Raw genomic sequence first — 20,307 nt, forward strand, 5'->3', positions numbered from 1 at the left:
GTTCGGTTCTTTTTTTATTTTGTATATTTCATAACTTTTGTATCAGTATATACTTTCTTACCGTTTTTAATTGTATCCGTTACTGTTTTTACATAATGGTTAACGGCATCGATATCTCTATATGCTTCAGTGTGATAATACGTAATAGAAGGTTGATTAAAATACATTAATCCGCTTGCAACTACTTGTGCTGTAACCTGTACTGGTTTCCAAGGAATATAAGAAGATAATCCATTTACTAAAATAAGTCCTACATTATAACTGTCTTTATTAATTCTATTGCTTGAATCTTTACTACTAGCGTGTTTCCAGTTGAAACTACCATCAGCAATAATTACTCCCTGTGTATTACTTGTACGAGTTTCAGTGCCTGAAACCTCTCTATTAATAACGTTTTCATTTTCATCAAATTTTACTGTTTCGCTGTATAACACTTCAAAGTCTGCACTTGAAGTATCCAAAGGTGATGTTACACCTGCAAATTTTGCTGGTGAATTAGCAGATTCAGGTGCTGTAGGCGAATCTGCATATGCATTACCTGCACCCCATCCAGTACTAGCTAACATTCCACCAACTAGTAACATTGGGATTGTTTTTTTCTTTAATAAATTTTTATAACCCATAATAACATCTCCATCCTTTTGAAAATTTATGCTAATTTACCGGTATTTACTAGCACAATCCCGATAATAGACTATAAAATTCAAAAAATAAACAATATTTAGATTAAAATTTTCACAAAACAATTCGACAAACCTTCTTAAAACCATGTCATTACTGGAGTTATAATGATTTTTATATAAAGAATTTCTTTTTTGCGATCTAACAATTTACCGATAACCATACGTCAATTGATAAAATAAAAACTAAATATTCTGAATTATATTTATAAAATCGTTTTTTACAACTTATTACAATTGAACTTTGTTATGATTGATTCTATATAAACTAAATAAAGGAGATTGTGATATGATAATTCTGAATAATGAAAAAGTTACCAAACTATTGAATGAATGGTATAAGGTTATTTTATCTAAGCAAATAACAAAAGCGACAAGAATGAAAGAAGAAGTTGATGAAAAGATTAGTGTCTTAATGGTCGAACAAAACCGAGATCTACAAGATCAAAATCTCTTATTGTATTATTCTCTATTGGATTATAGTTATAAAGTGTTAATCAATAAATCATATGTAACTCGTAGTGATTTTGATGCAGTTGAAAAACTTACAACAAAAACTATCGATGAGTATTTAAAATACTACTACCATTTCTATAAAGCTGTGCATAACACCATGATTGCTAACTATATGGAGGCTATGGAGCAATTTGAAGAAGCTGAACGACTTTTAGAGTATATTCCTAATGACATTGAAAAAGCTGAATTTAATTATAAACTTGGTGAACTATATTACCATCTTCAACAACCTTTATTAACAATTAAGCATGTAATGAAAGCAAAAGACATATACAAAAAGTATGAAGATTATGTAATAAATCAAATTGAATGTGATACAATCCTGGGATTAGCAAGTGTCACTTTAAGTCAGTTTGAACAAGGAGAAGAACTTTTTGTTAAGTGTTTGGATATGGCTAAAAAACATAACTGTACTCGACTAATTACCTTAATTCAGTACAACTTGGGTTTCCTTTATGCAAAACAAGGTATATCCGCAACTGCAATACGACATTTAATGGATGTATATAAATCTGAAAAACCATATCATAAAACTGTATTCTTACTGGCTCGAGAACATTTCAAAGTAAATGAAATTGAACAAGCACAAGAATTTTTGACTCAAGGCTTTGGATTAGCTGACGTTGAATATACACATCATTTACGAATACTTCGAGCACAATACGATGAAAATTATAAGCAGAATCTAGAAACAACGATTGCAGATGGACTAGATTACTTCGAATCCCAAAAACTTTATGGATTTATGGAAGAGTACTCTGGAATTTTAGCGAAAAAACTTTATCAAGAAGGTAATCATGAGAAGGCTAGCCAATACTTTAATATATCTTATGATGCTAAAGAATTACTTCAGAAGGGAAGTGCGTTAAAATGAAAAAAGTACTAATAGGATTTTTTAGTTTTGCTGCTGTTTTAACTATTGGAAGTTTTGCAGAATCTTATACATCACAAGCTGATCATGGTAGACCGCCTGCACCACAAAGACCAGATTATATTTCTAATGTGGCCGATTTTGATCACGGTAGACCACCTGCGCCGGCATACGAATACGGCGATACTTATATTGATCATGGTGAGCATATCTAAAACAAAAAGAGGACGTGATATATACGTCCTCTTTTTGTTTTATTTTAATTACGACCAAATTATATTTAAAATAATATAAGGGATAATGTTCTCTAGTATATCAATCCCATCAACAATAATGTCTGGGTGTGGCTTGCTATCAAGAAACTGTCCGAGTGCCAACAGGAAAAAGTGTTGGTTTTTCATATAAATCTCATAATTGAGAATTGGTTTAAATAACCAGTGCACCAACAGCAAAATGTGATTCATATATTTGCGCACATTTTGCTCACATTTTGTTCACGTACTATATAAAAAAGTATGAAAATCTATAAAAATAATTATTTCAATAAAATTTGTTCTAGATATTAAAAAGTGCCGAAACCCTTGTGGTATAAGGGGTTTCGGCACTTTTGTGTTTTTTATATTTTATCAAATAAACAACCCTAAAACTGTTCATTCTTCTCCCAAGATTCAACGATATAATGTGCAATCGTCGGATTGAAGCCTTTACCAACTAAAAACATAATCGCAGCAACTTCTGTTAATGCGTGTTCATGTGATGTATGTTTTGCTTCATTTAAACCGTAATCTACCCATGGTTTTACGAAATCTAGTACGGGTTTCTTGAAAGGTAAAAACTGTGTACCGACAACTTGTTGAATTTGTTGTTGTGTTGGTTCAGTAATTGGTCCAGGTGGCAATATTTGTGGTTGTGTAATGTCTAGTGTTGGTCCAGGCGGTAAAATTTGTGGTTGAGTTGGATCTATTGTTGGTGGTTTAGGTGGTGAGACACGTGCGTCGTAGTTTGGTTGATACATTTGTTGTTGGTATTGCGGTTGTTGTGGTTGAGTTGTGTATGGGTTTTGTGGTGCTACATATGGATTTTGAGGATATTGTTGTTCTTGGTTTTGTGGTGCTACATATGGATTTTGAGGATATTGTTGTTCTTGGTTTTGTGGTACTGCATATGGATTTTGTTGATATTGTTGTTCTTGGTTTTGTGGTATTACATATGGATTTTGAGGATATCGCTGTTCTTGATTTTGTGGTGCTGCATATGGATTTTGAGGATATTCATAATTTGGACGTGTGTCATATGGATTTTGTTGAAATTCAGTTTCTAGGTTTTGCTTTGTTGCATATGGGTTTTCGTCATATTGTGGCTCTTGCTGTTGTAACTCTTGTTCTTCGTATTGTTCTGTGTATCTCTGTTCTTGTTGTTGAGGATACAATGGTTGCCTTGGATAAGGCGGTTGATTATTATAGAACATGTTTATTCCTCCTTCATGATGATGCCTACCACCTAGTGTATGGGCGGACAAGAAAATATGTGATGAAAAAATGCGGGCGTGTTACAATAAGTAACTGGGTGAAGATAAAATGACAAAACAAGAAAAAATTCAAAAAACAATTACTTTTGTAAAACATATTTTAGAAAAAGATGCGAGTGGGCATGATTGGTATCATATTGAACGTGTACATAAAATGGCGATTTCTTTATCTGAGCAAGAAGGTGGAAATCGTTTTATAATTGAAATGGCAGCATTACTTCACGATGTGGCAGATGAAAAGCTAAATGAAAGTGAAGAAGCAGGAATGAAAAAAGTTTCTGATTGGTTAGAAGAGCTACGTGTTGAAGAAAAGGAAAGTAAACATATTCTTCATATCATCGCCAATATGTCTTATAAAGGTGGTCATGGCGGTAAAGTGGATTCACTTGAAGGGAAGCTTGTTCAAGATGCGGATCGCTTAGACGCCCTTGGAGCAATTGGAATAGCTCGTACCTTTGCATATGGCGGGGCGAAAGGGAGATTAATGTATGACCCAACTATTCCGCCGCGTGAAGAAATGACGAAAGAAGAGTATAGAAAAAATAATGATCCATCTTTAAATCATTTTTATGAAAAACTTTTGAAATTAAAAGATTTAATGAATACGAATGCAGCAAAACAAGAGGCTGAAATTCGTCATCGTTATATGGAACAGTTTATTGAACAATTTATGAAAGAGTGGAATGCACAAATATGAAAATGTTAACTGTGGAGAACTTATCAAAATCATATGGGGAAAAGCCGTTATTTGATGGATTATCATGTAGTATTACAGAAGGACAACGTGTCGGAATTATTGGTGTAAACGGAACTGGTAAATCGACATTATTAAAAATAATTGCAGGATTAGAAACTCCTGATACAGGTGATATGACGCATTCACGTGGGTATACAATTAGTTATTTATCACAGCAACCAGAGTTTGATGAAAAACTGACAGTATTAGAGCAAGTGTTCCATGGTGATACACCTTTAATTCGTCTTCTTCGTGATTATGAAAAAGCACTATTAAATATTGAAAAAGATCCAAGTAATGAAAAAGTACAGGAACAATTATTTGTAGTGCAGCAACGTATGGATGCAATGAGTGCATGGGAAGCAAATGCAAATGCGAAATCTCTTTTAACGAAATTAGGAATTACGGACTTCACTGCAATTGTTGGGAATTTATCTGGTGGACAGAAAAAACGTATCGCAATGGCACAATGTTTTATTGAAACACCGGATTTATTAATTTTAGACGAGCCTACGAACCATCTTGACCATGAGACAGTTGAATGGTTAGAAGAATATTTAGCGAGATATACAGGTTCGGTATTACTTGTAACCCATGATCGTTATTTCTTAGATCGTGTGACGAATCGTATTTTTGAATTAGATAATGGTAAACTATATAGCTACGAAGGAAACTATAGTACATTTTTAGAAGCGAAAGCACTTCGTGAAGAGCAAGAATTGGCACAAGAATCGAAACGCCAAAATTTATATCGTCGTGAACTTGCTTGGATTCGTCGTGGTGCAAAAGCCCGTTCTACGAAACAAAAGGCGCGTATTCAGCGTTTTGATGAGCTAAAGGCACAAGAAGGACCAGCTGCAAAACAGTCAGTTGATATTGCACTTAGCGGTAGCCGTCTTGGGAAAAAAGTACTTGAGTTAAAAGATGTAACGAAAAAATTTGGTGATAAAACGGTATTAAACAACTTTAATCATATCGTGAAACCAGGCGATCGCATCGGAATTATTGGAGCGAATGGAAGCGGGAAATCTTCGCTATTAAATATGCTTGCAGGTAAGTTATCTCCTGATAGTGGTGAAATTGAAGTTGGGCAAACTGTAAAAGTTGCTTATTATACGCAAGAAAATGAAGAGATGAATTTAAATCAGCGTATGATTGAATACATTAAAGAGATTGCAGAAGTTATTCATACGACAGATGGAAAAGTAATTGGTGCATCTCAAATGTTAGAACGTTTCTTATTCCCGACGCATTCACATGGTACACCACTTGGTAAACTATCTGGTGGTGAAAGAAGACGTTTATATTTATTACGTATTTTAATGGGAGAACCAAACGTACTTTTACTTGATGAACCTACGAACGATCTAGATACACAAACATTAACAGTACTAGAAGATTATTTAGAAGATTTCCCAGGTGTCGTTTTAACTGTATCGCATGACCGTTACTTCTTAGATAAAGTAGTAGATGAACTGTTCATCTTTACTGGCGGAGGCGAAGTGCGTGAGTTTCTAGGTAGTTATACAGATTATTTAGAAATGGAAAAAACGAGAGGACTTATGGAGAAAGCGGAAGTTCAAAAAGAGAAAAAAGTTGTAGAAGAAGCTCCAAAACAACAACGTAAACGTAAACTTTCATACAATGAGCAGCGTGAATGGGAAACGATTGAAGATACAATTGCCGAACTTGAAGAGAAAATTGAGTCAATTGGAGAAGAACTTGCGAAAGTTGGATCTGACTTCACAAAGGCACAAGAATTATCTGAAGCACAGCAGAAAACAGAAGAAGAGCTAGAAAAAAAGATGGAAAGATGGAGTGAACTATCAGACATCGTTGAAGGATTAAAATAAAAACAAGCTGCATATATTGAAAAGTAAAGAGAAAAACTTTACACTATTGGTAGAACCTATTTTAGGAGGGAAAAAATGAGAACATCTAATCCAATGCTGAAAAAAGAGGCATTCCGTAAAGAGGGAGCAAGTGCTTCTGCGATGACGATTGGCGGAACAGTAGGCAAAACGTTTATTATGCTTATCTTGCTACTTGCAACGTCTGTCTATTCATACATACAGATGATGCAGGGGACGATGAAGATGCCAGTATTAATTGGTGCTTTAATCGTTGCGGCAATCATCGCATTCGCGTCTATGTTCTTCCCGCGCATTTCACCTTTTGGTGCACCAATCTATGCAGCGGTAGAAGGGGTTGTGTTAGGAAGTATTTCAGCAGTTTATACAATGAAATTTGGCGATTCTATCGTTTTAAATGCTGTATTACTAACAATCTCAATTCTATTTGCAATGTTAGTGTTATATGCAACACGTGTAGTAAAAGTAACGGATAAATTCCGTACAGGCGTTATGGCAGCAACACTTGGAATTATGGTTATGTATTTAGTCGTATTCCTACTAAATATGTTTGGTGTAACTGTTCCATACATTCACCAAGGTGGTACAATCGGTATTATTATTAGTGCAGTTGTTATTGTAGTTGCTGCATTAAACTTATTACTAGATTTCGATTTAATCGAAAATGGTGTACGTAGTCAAGCTCCGAAATATATGGAGTGGTATACTGCGATGGGACTAATGCTTACATTAGTATGGTTATACTTAGAAATTCTTCGTTTCGTTTCTTACTTTACGAAAAATGACTAATAAAAAAATCCTGCATGAGAAATGCAGGATTTTTTTATTTTTAAAGATAAATTGATTTTATGGTATAATATGGATATTGGTAACTTGAGTTAAGGGGGGATGGAATATGATGAAAGAGAAGAAAGGGATTATGAAAAAACTATTTTCTAAAAGTTTTTTCATAGAACTAGATGAAGCTTTAACGTATCCATCATCAAAAGTTATTACTTCAGCGATTGAAGGATATGCAACTGAATGCAATGAAAGACTAAAATTTGAGAGTAAAGTTAAACCGATTACTTTCTACTTAGAAAATGTAATGTACCGTGCTGAAATAAAGATGGCTCGCGGAGGATATTACATATCTTGTACTGAAGTGTAATAAATTTTGAAACCATACATGTTTGAACTATGTATGGTTTCTTTTTTGTTTTGTAAGGTCCAAAATAATACTTTCTACTTACGGATATATCATTTTGTGCTTTTTACCATTCAAACATTTCTCCTTACAATGAAGAAAAACATGTGAGGTGGTATAACTTATGATGAATCGAGTTGTATTAATCGGTAGATTGACAAAGGAGCCAGAATTATACTACACAAAACAAGGCGTCGCTTATGCACGAATATGTGTTGCGGTGAATAGAGGATTTCGAAATAGTTTAGGTGAACAACAAGTCGATTTTATTAATTGTGTCGTTTGGCGCAAATCGGCTGAGAATGTAGCTGAATATTGTAAGAAGGGGTCGCTCGTTGGGATTACAGGGCGTATTCAGACTAGTAATTACGATGATGAACAAGGCAAGAGAATATATAGAACTGAAGTTGTGATTGAGAGTATTACCTTTTTGGAGAGAAGGCGGGAGGGGGCATCGTAATAAAAGGTGATTTTAAGTAATAGCTTCGGAAAAAATTGTGGAAAGTATTTTAATAAACTTAAAGAGGGGATACCGCCAGCTTTTTTGAAAAAACAAGTAAAGAGTATACAAAATTTTATAACGTTTTTTGGCTAATCCAGTAACAAACGAGAATCGTAAAACCCATCACAGGATAGGAATGTATAAAAAGATGAATCGAGTGATAGAAAATAAAAAAAGGGATTCCTTCTGAGAGTAAGGAATCCTCCTTTTTGTTGCTACCGATAATAGGACGCTATGTTAATTAGAAATGTATACTATATTCATAAAATTGGAACTGTTCAATTTGTTTAAAAAAACTATAGTTGAAATTCTTTCTTTATAATTTCAGCTACTTCTGTAGCATTTAAATTCGTATTATTGATCCTTATATAATTTTTCTCTGTAATTTCTCCTTCTCTTGAATTTAATCTAAAATTTTCAAATGTGCTTAATAAATTTTGTTCAGATTGTTCAATATTTCTTTTCGTTGGCTTATGTTCAAGTCGATGAGGTGTTTTATTTCGTTGAAGTCTTTCTTCTACATCAGCTTCTAATTCAACAAAATAAATATCAACCCCTTGGGAACGAAAAATATTACATATACTTTCAACATCATCCCAATCGTTCTTTTCATTAAACGCCCATACGTATGTAAAAATCATTCCATAATGTTCACTCTTTGAAAATGATTGAAATATTTCCTTTCGAAAAAGATGGGTCAATCGCCACATTTCCGAAGAGAATCCATACAATGGCTCCAATAAATCAATTGTCATATGGTTATGAAATAATTTTAAATCAGTCATCTTTGCTAGTTCTTGTCCAACTGTCATTTTCCCAACTGCTTGTGGCCCAAATATCAAAACAAACTTTTTCATCGAATTCCCTCCAAAAAATAATAAGACATTAATTACAAAATAAGAGATTCTGTAAATGTATCATAATCAAAATATTTTGTAGAATCTATATACTTTTCTGCCTTTTGTATTATAAAAATAGTTGTCTTCCAATAACGAAAATTATGTAAATAAGCTATCCATATGGATAGCTTATTATATTTTTTTGCTTAGCGTGTTTTTTTCAAAAATAATGGCGATGCCTCAAGAAATGGATAAAAAATAAAAATCATCGGAAACGAAAGCTTTTAAAATCCCGTTCCTAATTTAAAATGTAAAAAGAATGAAATAGTATGGTAGCGGGAAGAAAGTAGTAAAATTAAGCATCCGAGTAGGAGTATAGAGTGATAACATGTTACAATACAGCTAAGAACATGCAATAAAGGAGAGTTTTTTACGTGAAGATTAAAGCAATTGAACCGACGCCAAGTCCAAATACAATGAAAGTTATTTTGAATGAAGTATTACCATCAGGAGCGCGTAATAATTATACTAATGAAAATAAAGAACAAGCACCAATGCAAGTGCAAGAAATTTTGAAAATTGAAGGCATTAAAGGTGTATATCATGTAGCCGACTTTTTAGCAGTGGAGCGAAATGCGAAGTATGACTGGAAAGTTTTATTACAACAAGTTCGTGCTGTTTTCGGCGAAGAAGTAGTGGAAGAAAGTGAAGAACAACAACTTGCTCATTTTGGAGAAGTGAAAGTGTTTGTTCAAATGTTCTTTACAATTCCAATGCAAGTAAAGTTAACAGATGGAACGACGGAAGAACGTGTTGGTTTACCAGATCGTTTTAAAGAATCAATTATGAAAGTGCAAATGTCTGCACCAAACGTTGTAAAAGAGCGTAAATGGGTGGAACAAAGTACACGTTACGGTAATTTTGAAGAAATTGGGAAAGAAGTAGTGGAAGAGATTGTTGCTGCTTATTCAGAAGAACGTGTAAATGAAACGGTTAAAGAATTATTAAATCAAGCAGGTGCTGTTGAAGTAACGATTCAAAAGCGTGAGCCATATAAAGTAACAGAAGAGATGATGAAAGATTCTGACTGGAAAAACCGTTTTGCAGCATTAGAACAAATGGATCCTACTGAAGAAGATATTCCAGTGTTGAAGATGGCGTTAGATGATGAAAAAGTTTCAATACGCCGCTTAGCAACAGCGTATTTAGGTATGGTAAAAGGTGATGAAGTATTACCGTTATTATATAAAGCGTTGTTAGATCGCTCTGTAAGTGTTCGCCGTACTGCAGGAGATTGTTTATCAGATGTAGGTGATCCGGCAGCGATGTTCGTTATGATTAAATCTCTGAAAGACCCAAGTAAATTAGTACGCTGGCGTGCAGCGATGTTCTTATTTGAACTTGGAGATGAAAGTGCGATTCCAGCATTAAAAGCAGCGCAAGATGATCCAGAGTTTGAAGTAGCGATGCAAGCACGTCTAGCATTAGAGCGTATTGAAGGCGGAGAAGAAGCAAAAGGTTCTGTATGGAAACAAATGACGGAGTCACGTAAAGGGGAATAATGCATGATTGTTTTCTATGATAGTTGGTGTCCGATGTGTACGGCCGTTGCAGAACGTACGAAAAAATTAGATAAAAAGGGTAAGATGAAATTTGTTTCATTTCGAAATGAAGATGTAGTTGAGAAGTATGAGCTTTCTCAAGAACTACAAAGTAAGATGGAACAAAGACTGTATATTTTAAAAAATAATAAGTGGTATGACGGTATTCAGAGCATAGATGTATTAGCAAAGGCCGTTCCATCTTATTGGTTTGCAGTTCCTTTTATAAAGCTATCTATCGTACTTGGTTTTGGAAGTAAAGTATACGATTATATCGCTAATAATAGAAAACTTGTTCCAGTGGGACATTGCCGCGGTGGGGTTTGTGAAATCCCTACAAAAAAATGAAATCATCGTTATCTTTCTTTTGCACCTATTAATAGAGCGTGATATGATGAATTTGGAATGAAAGTTGAAGGAGAGATTACAAGATGTCAAATGCTTATGAAGAATACATGCGCCAAATGGTAATCCCAATGCGCCAAGAGTTAGTGCGTTCTGGGTTTGAAGAGTTAACTACAGAAGAAGCTGTAACAGAATTTATGGAAAATACATCAGGTACAACTTTAGTAGTTGTAAACTCTGTTTGTGGTTGTGCAGCTGGTTTAGCACGTCCATCAGCAGGTCAAGCGGTTGTTCGTGCTGAAAAACAACCTGATCATCTTGTAACTGTATTCGCAGGTCAAGATAAAGATGCTACTGCAAAAATGCGTGAATACTTCGGAGAAATTCCTCCATCTTCACCATCTATGGCATTATTAAAAGGAAAAGAAGTTGTTCACTTCATTCACCGTCATGAAATTGAAGGTGCAACTATGGACGAAATTATTACGAACTTAGAACAAGCTTTCGAAAAGAATTGCTAAAGAAGGGGGAGAGTAAATCTCCCTCTTTTCTTTATATAGAGGTGAAACCATGATCGTAACAACAGCAGGAAGAACGAATAAAGAAATGACAGATTATGCAAACGAGGTAGCAGCAGAATTAAATGCTTCTTTCGTTAAACGTAATGACATACCAGTACATAAGCTGCATGAGCAGTATGAACAAGATGTGCTTGTCGTAGGGAAGAACCGATTAGCTATTTATCCGAAAGGTACGGAAGAATCGTTTTTCTTTCATCCGAACTCAGCGATGTTTCGTGTGAAAAGGTTAATGCGTGGAGAACACGATCCGTTTGTACAAGCCACGCAATTAGAGAGAGGAATGACAGTGTTAGATTGTACGCTCGGTATGGCATCAGATAGTATTGTAGCTAGTTATGTTGTTGGTGAAAGCGGAAAAGTAACAGGACTTGAAGGCAATGAGTATATGGCTTATATTATGGAAAATGGTTTGAAAACATGGTCTTCATCCGTTTCTGAAATTGATGAAGCAATGCAAAGAATTCAAGTAAAGCAAATGGAGCATTTTTCATTTTTAGCGCAATGTGAAGACAATAGTTACGATGTTGTTTACCTTGATCCGATGTTTGAAGAAACTGTCATAGAATCTGACGGAATTAAAGGATTAAAACACTTCGCTTTGTATCATGATATTACTGACGAAACAATTGCGGAGGCAAAACGAGTGGCGAGAAAACGTGTCGTTTTAAAAGATCATTTTCGTAGTTCTAGATTTGAAAAACACAATTTCCACGTATACAAAAGAAAAAGTGCTAAGTTTCACTTTGGTGTAATTGACCCTTGCTAATTGTTTGAAAAGATGTATAATAAGCAATAATTAATTAAATATACTGTCTGTGATGAAGAGAGTAGTCTTTTTTAGAAGGAAAGCGAGCTAGGGATGGTGTGAGCCTAGTACGGAAGAAAAAGATGAAGCGCACTTCGGAGATGCTTCTTGAACGAATAGTAGAGAAAGCCGAGGCCCCCTGTCCTCGTTATAAACGGGAAAGTGGTTCGTAACGAACAACAAGGGTGGTACCACGGGTTAAAACTCGTCTCTTTTTTAGAGACGAGTTTTTTGTGTTTTAAAAAATAAGGAGGTTGTATCATGGATTATAAAATGCAGTTTGCGGAAAGTTTATCTAATATTTTCACGAATGAATTAACGCAAAAACAAATTTTAGATTTAATTGAAACACCGAAACAAGATGAATTTGGAGATGCAGCGTTCCCATGCTTTTCATTAGCGAAGCAATATAAAAAAGCACCAGCTCTTATCGCAAAGGAAGTTGCTGAGAAATTCAATGATCAGTTTTTTACGAAAGTAGAAGCCGTTGGTCCTTATGTAAATGTATTTTTCAATCGTGAAACTGTAAGTGATGCAGTATTAAAAACAGTTTTAGCGGAGAAAGAAGAGTTCGGTCAAAACCACTTTGGCTGTGAAAAAACAGTAGTAATTGATTATTCCTCTCCTAATATCGCGAAACCTTTTTCGATGGGGCATTTACGTTCTACAATGATAGGAAATTCGCTGAAACATATTGCTGAAAAATGTGGCTATGAAGTTGTAGGGATTAATTATATAGGAGATTGGGGAACACAGTTTGGAAAGTTAATTACGGCTTATAAAAAATGGGGAAATGAAGCAGTAGTTAAAGAAGATCCAATACGTGAGCTATTTAAGTTATATGTCCAATTCCATGAAGAGGTAAAAGACGACGAAGAACTAGAAGAAGAAGGACGTGCTTGGTTTAAGAAATTAGAAGAAGGTGATGAAGAAGCGGTAGAGCTTTGGAATTGGTTCCGTCATGAGTCCCTTAAAGAATTTTCTCGCATTTATGAACTTCTCGGCGTAGAATTTACTAATTTTCAGGGAGAAGCATTTTATAATAATTTAATGGAAGATTTTATTGGGATTTTAGAAGAACATGAGTTGCTTGAAGAATCAGAAGGTGCATTAGTCGTTAATTTAGAAGAAGAAGGAATGCCGCCTTGCTTAATTAGAAAATCAGATGGTGCGACGATTTATGCAACGCGTGACTTAACGGCAGCTTTATATCGTCAAAACACTTATGGGTTTGATAAAGCGCTATATGTTGTTGGTCCAGAACAAAGCTTACATTTCAATCAATTTTTCACCGTATTAAAAAAACTTGGCTATACTTGGGTTGATGGTATGGAACACGTACCGTTTGGCTTCATTTTAAAAGATGGTAAGAAAATGTCGACACGTAAAGGAAGAGTTATTTTACTTGAAGAAGTACTCGAAGAAGCAATCGAACTTGCAAAACAAAATATTGAAGAGAAAAATCCAAACTTAAAACAAAAAGAAGAAGTAGCAAAGCAAGTCGGTGTTGGTGCAGTCATCTTCCATGATTTAAAAAATGAGCGTATGCATAATATCGAATTCTCATTAGAAAATATGCTGAAATTTGAAGGAGAAACAGGACCTTACGTACAGTACACACATGCACGTGCTTGTTCTATTTTAAGAAAAGAAAGTGTAGAATTTGAAACATGTACATTTGCTTTAAAAGACGATCATAGCTGGAGTGTCGTAAAATTACTTAATAAATTCCCTCAAGTAATTGAAGCAGCTTTCAATAAAAATGAGCCATCTATTATTTCGAAATATATATTAGATGTAGCACAATCATTCAATAAATATTACGGTAATGTTCGTATATTAGAAGAGAGCGCAGAAAAAGACAGCAGACTCGCATTGGTTTATGCTGTGACGGTTGTATTAAAAGAAGGATTACGTTTACTTGGGGTGGAGGCACCTGAGGAAATGTAACATAGTAGTAAACTAACAAACTGGGTCTAGTATAAACCTGGTTTGTTTTTTTATTGGATATATATTTTTTTTGCAAAATCAATTAAAATCTTTTTAGAGAGGGTGATTCATATTGATTCGAACTTTTATTTTACAAATTCCTTGTCATAGAAGATTAGATAGGAGTTTTTTTAAACTACAAAAGTACATACCTTTATGTGCGCGTTGTACAGGCATGCTTATTGGTATTTTAATGTTTCCAATTTATTTTTATATGACACCTTCATTTCTTTTGGCAATCATACTATCATTTTTCGCTCAAATTCCGTTACTTATCGATGGGTTCACCCAAAAGTGGAAATGGAGAAGTAGCTCAAATTTGCTAAGAATAACTACTGGTGTATTAAGCGGTAATGGTATGGGATTATTCATTTCCTCTAGTGTTATATGGATATTATCTTAAGATATATAGTAATGGAGGTATTTACATAGATGTTCTGGATTTATTTAATTCTAATTTTTATTTCAGGCGGAAGTGGAATTGGTTTTATGACTCAAAATAAGTATACAGAAGCAATAATAGCTTTTGTTATTTGTATACTATTGTTTGGGCTACTGTATTATTATCTTAAAAGAAACAAAAGAAAGAGAAAAGCAGATTGTGACGATTTAGACTGTACGGATTGTTTTGATTGTGATTGTACTTGTTAAATTTTTCTTCCAAATAAAAAGCTAGTGTATTTTTAATAATACACTAGCTTTTTGCTTTGAAATTTTAAGAAAAGTGTAGGAATACGGCTATTATATAGAGAACTTTAGTTTTGTATATAAAAGGAGGCGTTAGATGTTGGAAACGTATGATTGGAACAATAAACTAACATATTTAAAAAACACGAGAGATTTATATTACAACGACGATTATGTAAGCTTTTTAGTAAATACAGTTTGGAAGATTACTAAGCCTGTACATATCGTTGATTACGGTTGTGGATATGGTTATTTAGGGTTAGTATTAATGCCATTACTCCCAGAAGGTTCAAAGTATACAGGTATTGATAGTGGAGAAACATTATTAGCTGAAGCCAGAGAGTTGTTTCGTTTACTTCCGTATGATTCAGGATTTCTTGAAGGAGATGCTACAGAAATTGAACTGAACGATAAATACGATATAGCAATCTGTCATGCTTTCTTATTACATATGACTACTCCAGAAACAATGCTACAAAAAATGATACATTCAGTTAAAAAGGGTGGAAAAATAATCTGTTTTGAACCACATTGGATTTCTAATATGGCTTCTTATTTACTAGATGGGGAGAAACAATCGGAATTTATTCAGCTAGGTGTTTTGCAGAAATTATTTGAAAGTGATACGCAAAGAAATGGTAAAGATGGCAATATAGGCATGAAAATACCGATATATTTAAGTGAATTAGGTGTGAAAAATATTGAATGTAGAGTAAGCGATAAAGTGAACTTTTTAGATTCAAATATGCATCACAATGATAAAAACGATTTGTATCAATCATTAAAAGAAGAGGGGATTGCAGGTGATCCGGGTGATAAGCAACAATTTGTAGAACGTTTAATAGCCAGAGGATTAACATATGATAATGCGCTAGCTCAATATGAAGCTGAACTACGATTTTTTAAAATATTTCATGTGTATTCTTCTTTTGTATACGCTCCCAATATGAAAATTACATTTGGTGACATAGTTTGTTAAAAGGTATGATGTATAAGGATTGTCGTTTAATGTCGATAAGTCGATATTCGACATATAATCGCTGATAAATGTTAAGAATCGGTCGATATAATTTGAAAATCGCCGATAAAATGAAAGAATCGCTGATATATTTGAATTATCGCCGATATAATTTTATGTACTAATTTCAGCTTCTACAAGATTAAAACCGCATGTTACGTTATTCCATATAATTAAACAAAATACGGAGAAAAACAATCATTTTTACTATATTTTGTTATAAATTTGAATAATATTAATTAATACCATCCACTATAAGAGATTTTAGTTGAATACATACTATATGGTGTGTAAAATCTAAGCAAGTAGCAGTTTAAATATAAATTCGAGGTGAATGCATGCTAGATTTTAAGCAGTTAGAAACTTGTTTAAAAGACAAGAGATTTGTAGATGGATTACAGGAAATAAATAATGAAATTGCATATATAAAAGAAACGAATACTTTATCCTATGTGAAGAAGTGGCTTGCCAATATTCCTTCGCATAAGGAGTTCGATATATTAATTCGCCTTACTGATGAAGGGCTTATGCACCAATACAGTTCATTCCTCATTCGTTACGCTTATAAAAAATTCCCAAATATGAGAACGCTCTCTTTATATTGTGATGAGTTAATTGATGAGCGGAAAATTCTTGAAGCGGAGCAGTTGTTAAAATCTTCTTTAGAAGAGTTAAGTAAAGAAGAAATAGATGCAGATTTTTTAGCGAAAACATATTTTACGTTAGTACGATGTCTTTTAGAAATGAAACGAAACGAAGAAGCGTTAATGTATATGCAAAAAGCAGAGGAGTACAGTGCACGCGCAGTGTTTGATAAATGGGGCTACGTTTATATGCATACAGGTGAATGGGAGAAAGCGGAAGAACAATTTATTGCTGGCATGCAGCATGAAGATTGTGAAGAGTTATCTACCTATTTATTATCACAATTGTATGCGAATAAAGGAGACCAAAAACGCGCGATACAGTTAATCGATGATGCGATTGTAAAATTCCCACAAGTACCATATTTTCATTTTGAGAAGATAAAGTATTTATTAGATTTAGAGCAATATGAAGAGATGTTAGCGGTAATAGATAACATAAATACTCAGCTGCCATATCATGCCTATAATACTTACTTTGTACATTTACGTGCAGAAGCACTGTACAAAATGAATAAATTTGCAGATTTACAAAAACTATTAAAAGAAGAAAAGAGTTTAAAAGAATCTTTATATCATAATTTAGAAAAAAATCCGGATGGAAAAAAGGTTCACTTGCCGATAGTTCCTATTGTACAAAAGGATAATTATTGTGTTCCGACAAGTTTAGAGATGATGTTGCGTATATGGGGAGAGAAACGTACACAAGATGAAATAGCAGAGTTTATTTTTGATATGACAGGTTCGAAGTTTTCAGATACTGTTTCTTATTTAGAAGAATTAGGTTATGAATATCGTTATTTTAAAGGAAATGAAGAGAATTATAAGAGACTGATTGACGAAGGGATTCCTGTTTTATTAAGTATAGATATTGAGCATGCTTCACACGTACAAGTGTTATCTGGATATGATGATACATTGCAAGCTTTCTATGTTCAAGATCCAAACTTTATAGAACCAGTTCTTGTGGAATATAGTAAATTACAAGAAAAATATCGTTATACAGGCTGTTTAGCAATCACGTTTGTTCCGAAAGAAAAGAAGGAGCAACTAGCGTTTCTAAGTGAAGAAGAAAATCGTTATTTTAAATCTATTTTTTCTCTTACGGATCATTTAGATGAACATGACAAAGAGGGAATTAGTAACTTAGTACAATTTTTAAAAGAAACGAGTGATAATCCAAATACGTGGTTATATACGATAAAGCACTTAGATGTTGAAGTAGATAAAGAATTTATTTTATATTGTATCGATAAGTTAATGGAAAAGTTTCCGAACTCGGACTTTGTTAAATTGCATGGTGCACAGTGTTTTATTCGTCTTCAAGAAGTAGAGAAAGCGGAGCAAATGCTGACAAGCGTTGAGAAGAAAAATAATCGTGCTTTATATCATTTAATAAACGGAAGATATGCGTTTGAACAGGAAAGTTATCTAGAAGCGATTTCAAGCTTTCGTTCATCGTTACAATTAGACGCAGATCAGCCTATTGCTTGGAGTTTTCTCGCTTTATCCTATATGTATATTGATCAATCTGAAAAAGCATTGCAATACTCTCAAGTTGCGTTAGAGCGTAGTCTTGAAAGGTTCACTTTAACAAATCACGGTTTAATATTAATAGATTTAGAAAGATATGAAGAAGCATATGAAATCTTTAATGACTTGTTAAAAGAGTATAAATATGAAGCGCATGTATGGTATGAACGAGCGAGATGTGCACATCAACTAGGGAAATTATATTTAGCAATAAAAGGGCTTAAAGTAGCGATTCATTTGGATAGTAATGCACCTTACATTTATACGAAACTTTCGGAAATATACGAATCTGATTTGAAGGATGAGGAAAGTGCGAAAGAAATTTTATTAAACGGTATTGAGAATTGTGATGATAAAGCACCCCTTTACGTAAAATTAGGTGACTATCATTTTCAAAATGATAGCTTGGAAGAAGCAGAAGTATTGTATAAGCGTGCTTTAGAAGAAAATGATGAGGATGTTTATTCTCACTTCGGACTTACACAAGTTTATATGGCAAGAGAACAATATAAGGAAGCAAAAGAATATATTCTTGGTCTTGAGAAGCAAATTGAAAAGAGCCAAGATTTCCTCATGAATGCAGGAATGGTTTTATGGGATGCTGAAATTGAACTTGGTGGAAATGAAGAAGGATTTAAAGTAGCGCTATCTAAGTTAGAAAATGCTATAAAGAAAAGTGATTATAATGTAGCAAGTGCGTTAGATGAATATGTGAATCGAATTAAAGGAACGGAATTTGTACAACGAGGTATAGCATTTTTAAGAACGTTACACAAAGAAAGAAATGAAGTAAGTGAGTACGGTTGTTATGCAGGTATTTTATATGAATCTATTGGACAGTACGGCCAAGCGATGAAAAGATATAATAAGGCGATAGAACAAATGGAAACGGCATTACCGTATTACCGAATTGGCGAAACACTTATGGCATTAGGGCAATTGACGGAAGCAAAGCAGGCGTATGAAACATGCTTAGAGCTTGATGGGAATTTCGTAGGTGTACATTTACAGCTTGCGGAAATATACGAAAAAGAAGAAAACCGTTCTAAAGAACAAAGTCATATGGTTCAGGCGATGAAAGAAGAGCCGTTGCATATTAATATGGAATATTTGGCACAGCTTTCAGTAGAAATGAACCTTCAGGAAGAATTGCTGATTGAACTAGAACAATTAGCGGACGAAGTACCTGAAATATGGCGTTTAGATGCGATTGCATATGTGTACGGAGCGATGAATGAAACAGATAAAGAACAAGCACAGATTGAATACGCGCTACAATTAGATGGTGAGCATATAGAAGTACTATATCATTATGCAAAAGTATTAGTGAAAAAAAGAAATGTAAAAGCAATTGAAGTTGCAATGAAAGTAATACAAAAAGATTTTGATAATGAACGTATATTTGATGTTTATGTAAAAGCAGTAGAGCAACATAAAAAATTGTCTAACATACGAGATTTTCTTCATACATTAAAGGTGAAAAAAGCAGAAAGAAGTACAGCATTCATGTATGCTGCAGCTGCGGTTACGGAAATATGGATTGAACGCCAGCTGCATGAACAGCCGAAACGATCTATCATTACGAGAGCTTTTTATCGTATGAAAAATCGTGCGAAAGAAATTTCAATGGTTACTATGATAATTGATTTATATGAAATCTCTTTAAAGTTAAATCCGAAAAATAGTATGGCAGCACAGCGATTTGCGCTATTTTATGAGAATGTAGAGATGAATAAAGAAGCAATAGAGATTCTGCACACGTCACTAGAAAATAAATGGAATTATGACGTAGCGAAGCAACTTGTAAATCTTTTCGTTGAGTGCGAGGAAGAAGATATGTTAAGAGATGCTTTGGAATTAACGAAACAAATGGTTCGAGAACTACCAGATGATTATGATACTCTTCTTCTGCAAGCACAAGTATTCTTTAAAGCAGGGGAAGAAAGAAAAGCAGAAAAGATTATCTTACAATTAACAGAGCAAACACCGTTTGTAAGTAGAGCATTTCTTGCTTTAGGAGAAATATATCAAAGTCAAGAAAGGTTTGAAGAGGCAATTCATGTATTAGAAAATGCTTCTGTACATCATCCAAATGAAACAGCAATTCTTCTTTCTTTAGCATCTTCATATCATGGTGTCGGCCAAACGATAAAGGCAGAAAAAATAACAAATGAAGTATTAATAATTGACGCGAGTGATTTGTTAGCAAGATATGATCGTGCTTGTTATTTAGCGCAGTTAAATAGAAATGAAGAGGCGAAGGAAGAGCTTGAATTTGTCCTTCGTGAGGATGAATCGGGATTCTTTGCTGAACTTATTGAGGATGATGAAAATTTAGCAGCATTGCGAGAATTTGAAAAGTAATTGTATAAGAA

Annotated in this window: 19 protein-coding genes and 1 other annotated feature; of the genes, 16 read left to right on the top strand and 3 right to left on the bottom strand. The window is 34.0% G+C overall.

Features of this window, described 5'->3' with window-relative positions; all coding sequences use genetic code 11:
• Nucleotides 1-14: 14 nt before the first annotated feature.
• Complete coding sequence (locus tag MKY21_RS10835; protein WP_063263839.1) at nucleotides 15-623, bottom strand: hypothetical protein; 609 nt, start codon at nucleotides 621-623, stop codon at nucleotides 15-17.
• 346 nt (nucleotides 624-969) lie between these two features.
• Here MKY21_RS10835 and MKY21_RS10840 point away from each other — a divergent pair, with 346 nt between their 5' ends.
• Nucleotides 970-2,070, top strand: a complete 1,101-nt coding sequence (locus MKY21_RS10840; RefSeq protein WP_341076230.1) for a response regulator aspartate phosphatase — start codon at nucleotides 970-972, stop codon at nucleotides 2,068-2,070.
• The gene (locus MKY21_RS10845; protein ID WP_000756625.1) at nucleotides 2,067-2,282 is read left to right on the top strand and encodes a hypothetical protein; all 216 of its coding nucleotides are present in this window, start codon (nucleotides 2,067-2,069) and stop codon (nucleotides 2,280-2,282) included. Before MKY21_RS10840 ends, MKY21_RS10845 begins: the two co-directional genes overlap by 4 nt.
• Before the next feature lie 425 nt (nucleotides 2,283-2,707).
• Here the strand turns inward: MKY21_RS10845 and MKY21_RS10850 are convergent, their stop codons facing one another.
• Complete coding sequence (locus MKY21_RS10850; RefSeq protein WP_000499709.1) at nucleotides 2,708-3,535, bottom strand: hypothetical protein; 828 nt, start codon at nucleotides 3,533-3,535, stop codon at nucleotides 2,708-2,710.
• Nucleotides 3,536-3,644: 109 nt separating this feature from the next.
• On the opposite strand from MKY21_RS10850, the gene MKY21_RS10855 reads away from it, so the two are divergent.
• The 5 genes from MKY21_RS10855 to MKY21_RS10875 all read left to right on the top strand — a co-directional run bounded on the left by MKY21_RS10855 (nucleotide 3,645) and on the right by MKY21_RS10875 (nucleotide 7,848).
• Nucleotides 3,645-4,292: an HD domain-containing protein gene (locus tag MKY21_RS10855; protein WP_000165969.1), complete on the top strand. Its 648-nt coding sequence runs from the start codon at nucleotides 3,645-3,647 to the stop codon at nucleotides 4,290-4,292.
• Nucleotides 4,289-6,184, top strand: coding sequence for an ABC-F family ATP-binding cassette domain-containing protein (locus tag MKY21_RS10860; RefSeq protein WP_000783179.1), 1,896 nt, complete (start codon nucleotides 4,289-4,291; stop codon nucleotides 6,182-6,184). Before MKY21_RS10855 ends, MKY21_RS10860 begins: the two co-directional genes overlap by 4 nt.
• A 75-nt stretch (nucleotides 6,185-6,259) precedes the next feature.
• The gene (locus tag MKY21_RS10865; RefSeq protein ID WP_001260655.1) at nucleotides 6,260-6,991 is read left to right on the top strand and encodes a Bax inhibitor-1/YccA family protein; all 732 of its coding nucleotides are present in this window, start codon (nucleotides 6,260-6,262) and stop codon (nucleotides 6,989-6,991) included.
• 106 nt (nucleotides 6,992-7,097) lie between these two features.
• Nucleotides 7,098-7,352 (top strand): DUF4318 domain-containing protein, encoded by a 255-nt coding sequence (locus tag MKY21_RS10870; protein ID WP_000975140.1) that lies wholly within the window; start codon nucleotides 7,098-7,100, stop codon nucleotides 7,350-7,352.
• Nucleotides 7,353-7,512: 160 nt separating this feature from the next.
• On the top strand, nucleotides 7,513-7,848 hold the full coding sequence (locus MKY21_RS10875) for a single-stranded DNA-binding protein (RefSeq protein ID WP_000982014.1): 336 nt from the start codon (nucleotides 7,513-7,515) through the stop codon (nucleotides 7,846-7,848).
• Nucleotides 7,849-8,186: 338 nt separating this feature from the next.
• Here MKY21_RS10875 and MKY21_RS10880 read toward each other — a convergent pair whose 3' ends face one another.
• Nucleotides 8,187-8,747, bottom strand: a complete 561-nt coding sequence (locus tag MKY21_RS10880) for an AAA family ATPase (RefSeq protein WP_000714951.1) — start codon at nucleotides 8,745-8,747, stop codon at nucleotides 8,187-8,189.
• Nucleotides 8,748-9,163: 416 nt separating this feature from the next.
• On the opposite strand from MKY21_RS10880, the gene MKY21_RS10885 reads away from it, so the two are divergent.
• From MKY21_RS10885 to MKY21_RS10925, 9 genes are all read left to right on the top strand, one after another.
• Nucleotides 9,164-10,291, top strand: coding sequence for a conserved virulence factor C family protein (locus MKY21_RS10885; protein WP_000692580.1), 1,128 nt, complete (start codon nucleotides 9,164-9,166; stop codon nucleotides 10,289-10,291).
• Between the two features lie 3 nt (nucleotides 10,292-10,294).
• A complete protein-coding gene (locus tag MKY21_RS10890; protein ID WP_000634887.1) occupies nucleotides 10,295-10,678 on the top strand; it encodes a thiol-disulfide oxidoreductase DCC family protein in 384 nt (127 codons plus the stop codon).
• A gap of 83 nt (nucleotides 10,679-10,761) precedes the next feature.
• A complete protein-coding gene (locus MKY21_RS10895) occupies nucleotides 10,762-11,196 on the top strand; it encodes a BrxA/BrxB family bacilliredoxin (RefSeq protein ID WP_000063706.1) in 435 nt (144 codons plus the stop codon).
• A 49-nt stretch (nucleotides 11,197-11,245) separates the two neighbouring features.
• Nucleotides 11,246-12,022 (top strand): class I SAM-dependent methyltransferase, encoded by a 777-nt coding sequence (locus MKY21_RS10900; RefSeq protein ID WP_000637457.1) that lies wholly within the window; start codon nucleotides 11,246-11,248, stop codon nucleotides 12,020-12,022.
• 40 nt (nucleotides 12,023-12,062) lie between these two features.
• Nucleotides 12,063-12,277, top strand: a binding site (T-box leader).
• A 45-nt stretch (nucleotides 12,278-12,322) separates the two neighbouring features.
• On the top strand, nucleotides 12,323-14,011 hold the full coding sequence (gene argS, locus MKY21_RS10905; RefSeq protein ID WP_000384914.1) for an arginine--tRNA ligase: 1,689 nt from the start codon (nucleotides 12,323-12,325) through the stop codon (nucleotides 14,009-14,011).
• Between the two features lie 112 nt (nucleotides 14,012-14,123).
• Nucleotides 14,124-14,453 carry a DUF2085 domain-containing protein gene (locus MKY21_RS10910; protein WP_000621475.1) on the top strand — a complete coding sequence of 110 codons (330 nt, stop codon included), beginning with the start codon at nucleotides 14,124-14,126 and terminating at the stop codon, nucleotides 14,451-14,453.
• A gap of 29 nt (nucleotides 14,454-14,482) precedes the next feature.
• Nucleotides 14,483-14,701 carry a hypothetical protein gene (locus MKY21_RS10915; RefSeq protein WP_000498604.1) on the top strand — a complete coding sequence of 73 codons (219 nt, stop codon included), beginning with the start codon at nucleotides 14,483-14,485 and terminating at the stop codon, nucleotides 14,699-14,701.
• A 136-nt stretch (nucleotides 14,702-14,837) separates the two neighbouring features.
• A complete protein-coding gene (locus tag MKY21_RS10920) occupies nucleotides 14,838-15,716 on the top strand; it encodes a class I SAM-dependent methyltransferase (protein ID WP_033683862.1) in 879 nt (292 codons plus the stop codon).
• A gap of 377 nt (nucleotides 15,717-16,093) precedes the next feature.
• Nucleotides 16,094-20,296 carry a tetratricopeptide repeat protein gene (locus MKY21_RS10925; protein ID WP_341076234.1) on the top strand — a complete coding sequence of 1,401 codons (4,203 nt, stop codon included), beginning with the start codon at nucleotides 16,094-16,096 and terminating at the stop codon, nucleotides 20,294-20,296.
• Nucleotides 20,297-20,307 lie beyond the last annotated feature (11 nt).

This window comes from Bacillus sp. FSL R9-9497, from assembly GCF_038005805.1.
In the GTDB taxonomy this organism is placed as follows: domain Bacteria; phylum Bacillota; class Bacilli; order Bacillales; family Bacillaceae_G; genus Bacillus_A; species Bacillus_A cereus.